The organism is Robertmurraya massiliosenegalensis JC6, assembly GCF_000311725.1.
Taxonomy (GTDB): domain Bacteria; phylum Bacillota; class Bacilli; order Bacillales; family Cytobacillaceae; genus Robertmurraya; species Robertmurraya massiliosenegalensis.
Genome location: NZ_HE978513.1, coordinates 450,919 through 462,567 on the forward strand (window position 1 = coordinate 450,919; position 11,649 = coordinate 462,567).

Below are 11,649 nucleotides of genomic sequence, written 5' to 3' on the forward strand. Positions count from 1 at the left end.
CGTATTTACGAACAATAGTCTATTTTAAGGCTCCTGACGATATTTTTATTCATCACAAAATTAATGATGAATTCCAGGCAACTATCCTTTAGTATCGTTCATTTTTTGACGGTAATGCATGAATTCGGACAATTTATTGGCAATAAAAAACTTCGGCTTAATATACAAACCGAAGTCTTTTATCTTTTTCCAAAGCAAAAAGCTAAATGCTTTCCTTTTTCTTTAATTCAATCGACGCCGTAATCGCTCTTTCCTCCGCCTTATCTTTCAAAAGCGCAAGATCAAATACTTCTGAAAGATGGGTAACAGGAATAATTTCAATTCCCTTTACCTCATTCAAAATAGATTGAACATTTTCTTTTGGAATAATTACTGTTTCAGCTCCTGCTTTTTTCGCAGCTTTAATCTTCGGAAGGACGCCGCCAATCGGCTTTACATTCCCATGGATACTAATTTCGCCCGTCATCGCAACTGTATGATCAATGGGCAATTTGTAAATGGCAGAGTAAATTCCCGTAGCCATTGCGATTCCCGCTGAAGGACCATCAATTGGCACTCCTCCTGGAAAATTCACATGAATATCAAATTCATCTGCCGGAACACCCATAGAACGAAGCACAGTAATGACATTTTCAATCGAACCTTTGGCCATACTCTTCCTTCGAATTGATTTACTTCGATCACCTATACTCTCTTCCTCAACAATCCCCGTAATATTAATCGAACCCTTGTCTCGAGTTGGAATCGCCATCACTTCAATTTCTAATAATGAGCCTGTATTTGGTCCATAGACAGCTAACCCATTCACAAGACCAATTGTCGAGAATTTCATAATCTTTCTTTCCATTCGCGGAGAAAGTTGGCTGGAATGGACGACCCACTCAATATCCTCATCCTTAATAAAATCACGTTCTTCCTGAATCGCAAGTCCAGCTGAGGTTTGAATTAGATTTACGGCTTCGCGACCATTTCGAGCGTAATTCGCAAGCGTACTTAGTCCCGTCTCACCAATTGACAATTTCACTTTTTCAGCTGCTTTCTTGCCAACCCTTTCAATCTCATCTTCTGTGAGTTCTCGGAAAAATACTTCCATGCAGCGAGAGCGAATGGCAGGTGGGATTTCACTAGGGGTTCTTGTCGTCGCCCCAATTAAACGGAAATCGGCTGGTAAACCGTTTTTAAAAATATCGTGAATATGATTTGGGATTTGCGTATTTTCCTCATTATAGTAGGCACTTTCTAAAAAGACTTTGCGATCCTCTAATACTTTTAGAAGCTTATTCATTTGAATCGGGTGGAGTTCACCAATCTCGTCAATAAATAGCACACCACCATGCGCATTCGTGACAGCCCCTTGCTTTGGTTGTGGAATTCCCGCTTGTCCCATTGCACCAGCCCCTTGATAAATGGGGTCGTGAACGGAGCCAATAAGGGGATCTGCAATTCCACGTTCATCAAAACGAGCCGTTGTTGCATCAAGTTCAACAAACACAGAACTTGGTTTGAACGGAGACTTAGGGTTTTTCTTCGCTTCTTCAAGCACTAGTCTTGCCGCAGCTGTTTTTCCAACTCCAGGTGGACCATAGATAATCACATGCTGTGGATTTGGCCCGCACAAGGCAGCTTTGAGGGCCTTTATTCCATCTTCTTGGCCAACGATATCCTCAAAGCTTGAGGGACGAACCCTCTCCGAAAGTGGCTCAGTTAAAGAGATGGACCGCATTTTTTTGAGTTGGTCCATTTCTTTTCTTGATTCCCTATCTATTGATACTTTTTGCGTCCGTTGATTTCTTAATAAATTCCAAAAATAAAGCCCTATTACGATACCGAAAAAAAGCTGGATAAATAAGGCTATCCCTGTCCAACTCATGGTTTTCCCTCCTGTACCTCTCTAGCTTGTATAATCTGGAGCCTCGGGTTAATACGGATGCCTCTTCCATTCGTTGTTATGTACGATTCCGTTTGAAACAACTTGTAGAGAAGAACCTTTGTAGATCTAGTATCTCCTCATGCAGAATGGAATAAACAACAAATTTATAGAAATCTTTCAATGAAAGGAAAAAACGAAAGGATCAAAAAAAACTCCTACAAAATGTCGGAAGCTTCGCTTTGTCTAATTTCGAGCCAAATATCTCATCCTTAAGCGGAACTTTTCCTGTTATCTCCTCGATGGAGTCTCTTTTAGGAGAAATAACGGAAGATTTTCCGCTTATGGAGAGCAAAATCGTTTGTTTTGGCATTTTTTGAAGGATTAGCAGGAACTTTTCCTGTTATTTCGGCTCTTTTTCATGATACTTGCTCATTAAGGGGAAGTTTTCCTGTTATTTTTTCATACCGATGCTCCTTATACGAGTATTAAGTCGAGGGATTTTATAAAAATCCTTAGTCAACAAAAAAAGGCCAAACCAGATTATTGGTTTGACCTCTCTCTATTTAAGCCGAAGTTTTCGTTTCTTCTTCGATCACAGTTCCATCTTTTAGAAGGAGCTTTGGTGCACTGCTTTCAGTAACAGTTTCCTTCGTAATAATACATTTTGAAATATCATCACGTGAAGGCAATTCGTACATTACATCGAGCATAATCGCTTCGATAATAGAGCGTAGTCCACGTGCTCCTGTTTTACGTTCAATCGCCTTTTTCGCAATCTCATTTAGAGCTTCTTCTTCGAATTCTAACTCTACATCATCGATTTCAAGCATTTTTTGGAATTGTTTAACTAAAGCATTTTTAGGCTTTGTTAAAATTTCAATCAACGCATCCTCGTCTAATGAAGTTAAACTCGCAATAACTGGAAGACGCCCGATAAATTCAGGAATAAGCCCAAATCGTAAAAGATCTTCTGGTAAAACCTTTGATAATAGATCCTTATCTTCCACTTCTGCCTGCTTTACATCTGAGCCAAAACCAATTACTTTCTGTCCTAAACGACGTTTAATAATCGGTTCAATGCCGTCGAATGCTCCACCACATATGAATAAAATGTTCGTTGTGTCAATTTGAATAAATTCTTGATGTGGATGTTTTCTTCCACCTTGTGGTGGGACACTTGCAACAGTACCTTCAAGAATCTTCAGCAATGCCTGCTGAACCCCTTCACCTGACACATCTCTCGTAATCGAAGGATTCTCCGACTTTCGAGCGACTTTATCGATTTCGTCAATGTAAATGATTCCCTTTTCAGCCTTTTCCACATCATAATCAGCAGCTTGGATTAGTTTGAGTAGGATGTTCTCTACATCTTCCCCAACATAACCTGCTTCTGTTAAAGATGTCGCATCAGCAATAGCAAATGGCACATTGAGAATACGTGCAAGAGTCTGCGCAAGCAACGTTTTACCGCTTCCTGTTGGACCGATCATTGCGATATTACTTTTTGCCAGTTCCACATCATCAATTTTACTATTTGAATTAATTCGTTTGTAATGGTTATAAACAGCTACCGATAAGTTCTTCTTCGCTTGATCTTGACCAATTACATATTCATCTAAAATATCCCGAATTTCTTTTGGCTTCGGAACATCCTTGAACTCCACTTCTTCTTCTGTCCCAAGCTCTTCTTCTACGATTTCAGTGCAAAGTTCAATACATTCATCACATATATACACGCCTGGGCCGGCAACTAACTTTCGAACTTGGTCCTGTGTTTTACCACAGAAGGAACACTTTAATTGTCCTTTTTCATCATTAAATTTAAACAAATTTTTTCACCCCTTGAAAACGTCTAGTATCGTCTCTTGTTTTCGTATACATTTCTCTATGTAAAAATTCGTTTCGATTTCACAAATGAATGTCTTTATGAAACCATTTTTACATATAAAAAGTTTGCTACTTATCACCAGAGGCTCTGCTGACTTTCTCTTACGCTACGTCACATCCAGAACAACTGCTCTTTCACTACCTCGAATTGTTTTGTCTCTAAACTTATTTTAAACTGCTTCTTATTTAGTTTTTGCTAAAAATCGAACCAAAATTGGGCCTTTTTATACAACGCTGTTTTCGTATAGATTGTGATTATTTGTAAAAAACGAGAAGCCGGTTTTTACGCTTATATCACGGTTATGGCTATACAATAGCGTGAAACGGCACTTTTCGCTCCCTAAATCAGGCATCTTGTTTCTTATTGCTTTCCAAAAGCAATCCTATTTGCGAAAAGGTCTTATACAAAGATTATCCAATAGTTATGTATTGCATTGTACCACATTTTATGTACGGACAGGAAATAATAACACTTACAGGTGAAGTAGTATTTGTATATGAGCATGCTTTGAATTTACGGTAACGGAAGAAAAACCATTTTACTGGTGTACAGTTAAGCTTAACCAAAAACTCGCTAATTAAGTCGGATGTTTTTTCTAAAGCTTATTTTTTAACCATGCAGATACTTAAAGGAACGAAGTATGTATAACTTAAGAACTTATATAATGCTATGTATATGTACAAAATTTAAATTATTGAGTGACCTGCAGTAAAAAAATTTGGAAGTTAAATTTTATAAAACAAGGCACGATTTATTCGTGCCTTGTTTTATTTAGTTAATGAAAATCAACCGATTGTTTTGCTATTTTCAACTAGGAAATCTAATGCTTTGCGCACTTGAATATCTGCTTTAAGACCGTCTAAGCTTCCTAAAGCTGCCGTAATGTTTTCAACAGGCATGTTGTACATTTCAGCCATTTTGTTAAGCTCTGCATCCATTTCTTCAGGTGCAACCTCAATGTTTTCTGCTTTAGCAATTGCTTCAAGAGTAAGGTTCATACGAACACGCTTTTCAGCTTCTTCCTTCATTTGGTCACGAAGAGCTGTTTCGTCTTGACCAGAGAATTGGAAGTAAAGGTCAAGATTCATTCCTTGCATTTGTAAACGTTGCTCGAATTCTTGGAGCATACGATCTACTTCATTATCGATCATAATAGCTGGTAAATCGATCTCCGCATTTTCAGCTGCTTTTTCCACAACTGTATCACGTACAGTATGCTCAGCTTCATGCTTTTTGCTTTCTTCAAGACGAGTTTTGATTTTTTCTTTTAAAGCATCTAATGTTTCTACTTCATCATCTGCATCTTTCGCGAATTCATCATCAAGCTCAGGAAGTTCTTTCCCTTTCACTTCATGTACTTTCACTTTGAAGACAGCTTTCTTGCCAGCTAGCTCAGCAGCATGATAGTCTTCTGGGAATGTTACTTCAACTTCCTTCTCTTCTCCAGCAGCCGTTCCTACAAGTTGCTCTTCGAATCCTGGAATGAATTGACCTGAACCAAGTTCAAGTGAGTAGTTATCAGCCTGTCCACCTTCAAATGGTTCGCCATCGACAAAACCTTCGAAGTCCATTACAACTGAATCGCCATTTTCAGCAGCAGTTTCTTTTACCACTAGCTCCGCATGACGCTCTTGAAGTGAAGTTAATTCTTGGTTAACATCTTCTTCAGTTACTTCAGTATCAACTTTTTCTACTTCAATGCCTTTGTATTCGCCAAGTTTTACTTCTGGCTTAACTGTTACAGTTGCTTTGAAGATTAAAGCTTTGCCTTTTTCCACTTGTTCTACATCAATTTCTGGACGATCAACTGGCTCAATTCCAGCTTCCTCGATGGCATTTGTATATGCTTCAGGAAGTAAAATATCAATGGCATCTTGGTATAGAGACTCTACTCCAAAACGCTTTTCAAACATACCACGAGGCATTTTCCCTTTACGGAAGCCTGGTACACTTACTGTTTTAACAACTTTTTTGAATGCAGCGTCTAATCCTTCGTTAAACTTCTCTGCATCTACTTCAAATGTAAGAACTCCTTGGTTCCCTTCTTGCTTTTCCCATTTTGCAGACATACTAATATTCCCTCCAAAATCTATTATCATTGGTTCTTTTTCAAACGGTTTGCTATTGCTACCCTTGAAGAAGTCAGGCGAAAACAAAAAAACAACGCCATTTCCTTCATGATTAGCATAAAAATCAAATGCTAAAATGAACTACGGCTCGTATTAGGCAATAACAATCAGTAATTTGAAAATAACCTTAATATCATGAATATGTGTCCTAAGTCCATATCCAATTTAATATGTAAAAACAATGATTACACATTACAACCACTACATTATAACATAGGATTTGTCTCTTTCAACATTGAAGCTAAATAATGGGATAAGAAATTTTTTCTAATTTTTCAATGAAGGAACAGGCGCTTTTCACATCATCAGGGACAACATCATACCGCTCTGCCATTTCTTCTATTTGTGGCTCCATCCCATTAAATTGCAAACCAGTCAAATGATAGGACGCCGCCCAAAGTGAAGCATCTTCAGGAACCAATTCAAATGGATATAGAAGAAATAAGTGCCTTTCAATTAGACTCATAATATGTTGATAAAGAACCGGATCCTCATTTTCAATATGAATTAGCTCTTTTTGAAGGTCTTGCATCTGCTTCATTTCAGAAGCGGAAACAAGTACTCCTGGCACAATTCTTTTCCTTCTTCCAAATTTCTCAACCTGTACTTCTTTTTCATATTCTTGTTCTTGTAATATATTTAGAAGCATCGTCTTTAGAAATGGATGTCCTTCTGCATCTTCAAGATAATCCTTCACTTCTGTTATGTATTGTCTTACATTTTTATGTGCCAGTTCAGCGATTGCAAGTACCAATTGATTCGGGTCTTTGTTGACAAATAGCGCATTCGGTGGGTCCTCTTCAACTGCTTCAAAGATTTCTTGGTCTTCTAGCACTGACTTATTTTCCACCATGCGTTTGCTAAAAGCTAACAGTTTCGAAAAATGCTCTTGTTTATCGAAAGGAATTTCTCTTTCTTCCTGAAGGATTTCGATCGTGGTAATAATTTCCTCATATTCATGAAGTTGAATAAGAATCATTAAATAAAGATCGACCGTTTGAAAATACTCGCCAATTCCTCCCTTCAACATTTCTTCCGCAAGCTGTTTCGCTTTTTCAAGACCCCCTGCCTCATAGTAAACCAAAACAAGTCCAACATAGACATCTGCATCCTCAGGCGCCAATATTTTTGCTTCTTCAAATAAGGCAATTGCTTCCGTATAATTTTTCTGTTGAAGTTGTTCTAAGCCCTTGTCTAGAAGCCTCTTTTCAAGGTCAGGAAATTGAATAACATTGCCGTTTATTCGCTTTCGCCCCTTTTTTTTCATATAAAATACCCCTTCAAATTAGTTGAGGTAAGTTTAGCATGTTCCAAAACATATCTGCAAGCAGACAACAGTGGGAAAAGCTAAGAATGATCCGATATTCTCATGACCATGATTACCAAATTTTTTCACTTTCATGCCATTTTAAAGAAGCAATCGACCCAATTGCCGATTGCTTTTCATCATTAAACAGACTGTTTTTGCTCATAGGCGGAGATCTTTTCGTCTAATTGGAGCGTGATTTCGATTTCATCCCAACCATTCACAAGCATCGTTTTCCAGTAATCCGAAATAGGAAAAGTCGCCGTCAAGCCTTCTTCATCTTTGACCGTTTGCTCAACTAAATCAATCTCGAGGGCAAAAGCTTTTTCTTTCCCTCTTTCGAGTAGGTATTTCACTTCTTCTTCCTTTAAAACAATAGGAAGAATCCCATTTTTCAAACAGTTCTGCTTGAAAATATCTGCAAATGAAGGGGCGATAACAGCTTTGAAACCATAATCCAATAAAGCCCATGGGGCATGCTCTCTCGAAGAACCGCAGCCAAAATTATCATTAGCAATTAAAAAAGTCGCCCCCTGATTTTCTGGTTTGTTTAGTTCGAAATCTTCATTTAGAACCCCTTCTGCTTTATAGCGCCAATCAAAAAATAGGAATCTTCCAAAACCCGTTTTCTCAATTCTCTTCAGAAACTGTTTTGGAATAATTTGGTCAGTATCGACGTTCGCACGGTCAAGTGCCACCGCTTTTCCATCAAGCTTTTTAAATCCAGTCATTCTATCACCCTCCTCACACTGTTTTGATAGTCTTTAATTTACGAATATCGACAAAATGACCATTTAACGCTGCTGCTGCTGCCATTTGCGGACTAACCAAGTGCGTTCTTGCTCCAGCCCCTTGGCGTCCCTCAAAGTTTCGATTTGATGTAGACGCACAGTGCTCTCCACTTGGAACAACATCTGCGTTCATGCTTAAGCACATGCTACAGCCTGCATCACGCCATTCAAAACCTGCCTCTGCAAAAATTTGATTTAAACCTTCTTCCTCAGCTGTCTTTTTCACAAACTGAGAACCTGGCACCACTAAGGCGCGAACACCAGGATGAACCTGTTTCCCTTTAACAATCTCTGCTGCTGCACGAATATCTTCAATTCGAGAGTTCGTACAAGAACCGATGAAAACATGCTGAATTTTGATATCTTCTATTTTTTGACCTTCCTTTAAGTCCATATAAGCTAAAGCTCTTGTAAGTGACTCCTTTTCCAATTCGGTTTCACATTCTTCTAGCGTCGGAATTTGCCCATCCACTTTAGCTGTCATGGAAGGATTGGTTCCCCAACTAACCATTGGCGCAATGTTAGACCCATCAATTTCTATGACTTTGTCATACTCTGCATCATCATCAGAGGCAAGAGACTTCCAGTTGTCTACATATTCATCAAAAAGTTCTCCCTTTGGCACATGCTTTCTTCCTCTTAAATAAGAGAAGGTTGTCTCATCTGGACTAACTAGACCTGCTCTTGCTCCCCCTTCGATGGACATATTGCAAATCGTCATTCTTTCTTCCATTGATAAGTTCTTAATGACATCACCACAATATTCAATGACATACCCTGTTCCAAACTTAATTCCATAGTTTGCTAGAACATAGAGAATAACATCCTTTGCGGTTACGCCCTCTGCTAATTCTCCATTAATTTCAAGCTTTAAAGTCTTTGGTTTTGACTGCCATAATGTTTGGGTTGCTAGTACATGCTCGACCTCACTTGTACCAATTCCGAACGCAAGTGCTCCAAATGCTCCGTGAGTTGACGTATGACTATCTCCACAAACAATCGTTTTCCCTGGCTGCGTTAAACCTAATTCTGGTCCGATGACATGAACGATTCCTTGCTCTGGACTATCAATGCCTGCAAGCTCGATTCCGAACTCAAGACAGTTTTTTTCGAGGGTTGTCATTTGATTTAATGCCACTTGGTCATCTATTTGCTTTCGATTAATGGTTGGAACATTGTGATCCATCGTTGCAAATGTTTTATCGGGACGACGGACTTTGCGATTTTTCATTCTTAATCCTGAAAAAGCCTGTGGAGACGTTACTTCATGGACAAGATGTAAATCGATATATAGTAAATCCGGCTTCCCCGCTTCGCTATAGACTACATGACGTTCCCAAATTTTATCAACTATGGATTTCCCCATTTTATCCCCTCCTAAATGTTAATAATAAACACGACCATTTAGGTCGTGTTCAGGCTGTACTCAATGTGTGTGAGACCTACTCGTATAATTCATTGATTATGCGTAACACCCCATAATACTTTGGATCGTTTCATTATCTAGAATCGTCGCTTTAACTTCTTCTACCATTTCTGTCGTTGTGACAAGCTTTGTTTCGACAGAAGTGATATCTTTTGTTCGAAAGCCGCTATTAAGCACTTCATCTACTGCCGTTTCAACCGCTTTCGCTTCTTGCTCTAACCCGAAAGAGACGCGTAACATCATCGCAACCGATAGAATCGTAGCTAGTGGATTGGCGATATTTTGTCCTGCAATATCAGGGGCAGAACCATGAATTGGTTCGTATAAGTATGGACCCTTTTCAGAAATACTCGCTGAAGGTAACATTCCGAGAGAGCCCGTTAACACAGACGCTTCATCACTCAAAATATCACCAAACATATTCTCTGTTACGACCACATCAAATTGTTTCGGATTACGAACCATTTGCATCGCTGCATTGTCGACAAGCATGTGTTCAAGAGTGACCTCAGGGTATTGTTGCCCTACCTCTTCTGCTACTTCTCTCCACATCCTGCTTGATTCCAACACATTCGCTTTATCTACAGAAGTAACGTGTCCACGGCGATTTTTGGCTAATTCAAATGCCAGCTTAATGACCCTTGTCATCTCTGCTTTTTGATAAAATAGTGTATCGACGACCACATCTTGACCATCTTGCTTCATTCGTTCACTTGGTTTTCCAAAATAGAGACCGCCGGTTAACTCACGAACCATAAGCAAGTCAACCTCTTCAATCACTTCTCTTTTTAACGGGGATGCTTCAGCAAGACTAGAATAGTAGAGAGTTGGTCGCAAATTTGCATATAAACCTAACTCTTTCCGGATTTTTAATAAGCCTTGTTCTGGACGGAGATGGACAGGTAATCGATCCCATTGCGGACCTCCTACTGCTCCTAATAGAACGGCGTCGCTTTCCTTACAAAGGTCAAGCGTCTCATCTGGTAATGGTGTTCCTAGCTCATCTACAGCCCCACCACCGATATGTCCATAAGAGAAGGAGAACTGATGTCCAAATCTCTCTCCAATGGCACGGAGTATTTCCACAGCACCTCTCGTAACTTCTTTTCCAATACCATCTCCCGCTAGAACGGCGATCCGTTTTTTCATCATTACCCCTCCATCCTTTTAAATGGTTGTTAAAGTCTTATTTAGTGACAACTTCTTTTTTGCGATTTTTATTTACGAATGGCATCATAGCACGAAGTTCTTCTCCAACCTTTTCAATAAGATGCTCGTTTTCACTGGCATTAATTGCATTGAATACCGGACGATTCGCTTGATTCTCAAGAATCCACCCTTTAGCAAAATGACCATCTTGAATATCCTTTAACACTGCCTTCATTTCTTTTTTCACTTCATCCGTTACGATCCTTGGACCTGTGACAAAGTCACCCCATTGGGCCGTGTCTGAAATGGAGTAGCGCATTCCCGCTAATCCACCTTCATACATGAGGTCAACAATTAGCTTTAATTCATGCAATGTTTCAAAATAAGCTAGTTCCGGTTGATATCCTGCTTCAACAAGCGTCTCAAAACCAGCTTTCACCAATGCTGTCGTTCCTCCACATAACACCGCTTGCTCTCCAAATAAATCTGTTTCTGTTTCTTCTTTAAATGTTGTTTCTAATGCACCTGCTCTTAATGCTCCAATAGCTCTTGCATACGCAAGGGCTAGATCTTTTGCTTCCCCAGTCACATCTTGGTAGATGGCAAACAACGCTGGAACACCTGCATCTTCCTCGTAAGTTCTTCTCACTAAATGTCCTGGACCCTTTGGTGCAACTAATAGAACATCACACGTTTTCGGAGGAACGATTTGATGAAAATGAACATTAAATCCATGAGCAAACATGAGCGCCTGACTCGTTAAATTTGGCTCAATCTCTTCTTTGTATACCTTTGGTTGCAACTCATCTGGTAAAAGAATCATCACTACATCTGCTTGTGCTGTTGCTTCAGCCACTGTGACAACTTCTAAACCATCTTCCACTGCCTTATCCCAAGATTTCCCTTTTCTCAGTCCAACGACGACATTCACACCACTATCTCTCATATTTAAAGCATGAGCATGACCTTGTGAGCCGTAGCCAATTACCGCCACCTTTTTCCCTTCTAAATAACTCGCATTTGCATCTCCGTTATAGTACATTTTTGCCATTTGTCCTCTTCCTTTCCAACTAGTAATGTTTTTGTATAT

Annotated in this window: 8 protein-coding genes; all 8 read right to left on the bottom strand. The window is 39.3% G+C overall.

Annotation, left to right across the window (positions count from 1 at the left end; genetic code table 11):
* Positions 1-202: 202 nt before the first annotated feature.
* Complete coding sequence (gene lonB, locus BMSHG_RS12105) at positions 203-1,870, bottom strand: ATP-dependent protease LonB (RefSeq protein WP_019154721.1); 1,668 nt, start codon at positions 1,868-1,870, stop codon at positions 203-205.
* Between the two features lie 563 nt (positions 1,871-2,433).
* Positions 2,434-3,699 (bottom strand): ATP-dependent protease ATP-binding subunit ClpX, encoded by a 1,266-nt coding sequence (clpX, locus tag BMSHG_RS12110; RefSeq protein WP_019154722.1) that lies wholly within the window; start codon positions 3,697-3,699, stop codon positions 2,434-2,436.
* An 844-nt stretch (positions 3,700-4,543) separates the two neighbouring features.
* Positions 4,544-5,827, bottom strand: a complete 1,284-nt coding sequence (tig, locus tag BMSHG_RS12115) for a trigger factor (RefSeq protein ID WP_019154723.1) — start codon at positions 5,825-5,827, stop codon at positions 4,544-4,546.
* A gap of 301 nt (positions 5,828-6,128) precedes the next feature.
* Positions 6,129-7,154 (bottom strand): tetratricopeptide repeat protein, encoded by a 1,026-nt coding sequence (locus BMSHG_RS12120; RefSeq protein ID WP_019154724.1) that lies wholly within the window; start codon positions 7,152-7,154, stop codon positions 6,129-6,131.
* Between the two features lie 182 nt (positions 7,155-7,336).
* Positions 7,337-7,924 carry a 3-isopropylmalate dehydratase small subunit gene (leuD, locus tag BMSHG_RS12125; protein WP_019154725.1) on the bottom strand — a complete coding sequence of 196 codons (588 nt, stop codon included), beginning with the start codon at positions 7,922-7,924 and terminating at the stop codon, positions 7,337-7,339.
* A gap of 13 nt (positions 7,925-7,937) precedes the next feature.
* On the bottom strand, positions 7,938-9,350 hold the full coding sequence (gene leuC / locus BMSHG_RS12130) for a 3-isopropylmalate dehydratase large subunit (RefSeq protein ID WP_019154726.1): 1,413 nt from the start codon (positions 9,348-9,350) through the stop codon (positions 7,938-7,940).
* Positions 9,351-9,446: 96 nt separating this feature from the next.
* Complete coding sequence (leuB, locus tag BMSHG_RS12135) at positions 9,447-10,559, bottom strand: 3-isopropylmalate dehydrogenase (RefSeq protein ID WP_019154727.1); 1,113 nt, start codon at positions 10,557-10,559, stop codon at positions 9,447-9,449.
* Positions 10,560-10,596: 37 nt separating this feature from the next.
* Positions 10,597-11,610, bottom strand: a complete 1,014-nt coding sequence (gene ilvC / locus BMSHG_RS12140; RefSeq protein ID WP_019154728.1) for a ketol-acid reductoisomerase — start codon at positions 11,608-11,610, stop codon at positions 10,597-10,599.
* Positions 11,611-11,649: the final 39 nt, after the last annotated feature.

Bases quoted from the DNA above. Each gene is read 5' to 3' on its own strand.
- lonB (WP_019154721.1), bottom strand. From the start codon at position 1,870: ATGAGTTGGACAGGGATAGCCTTATTTATCCAGCTTTTTTTCGGTATC.
- tig (WP_019154723.1), bottom strand. From the start codon at position 5,827: ATGTCTGCAAAATGGGAAAAGCAAGAAGGGAACCAAGGAGTTCTTACA.
- BMSHG_RS12120 (WP_019154724.1), bottom strand. From the start codon at position 7,154: ATGAAAAAAAAGGGGCGAAAGCGAATAAACGGCAATGTTATTCAATTT.
- leuD (WP_019154725.1), bottom strand. From the start codon at position 7,924: ATGACTGGATTTAAAAAGCTTGATGGAAAAGCGGTGGCACTTGACCGT.
- leuC (WP_019154726.1), bottom strand. From the start codon at position 9,350: ATGGGGAAATCCATAGTTGATAAAATTTGGGAACGTCATGTAGTCTAT.
- leuB (WP_019154727.1), bottom strand. From the start codon at position 10,559: ATGAAAAAACGGATCGCCGTTCTAGCGGGAGATGGTATTGGAAAAGAA.
- ilvC (WP_019154728.1), bottom strand. From the start codon at position 11,610: ATGGCAAAAATGTACTATAACGGAGATGCAAATGCGAGTTATTTAGAA.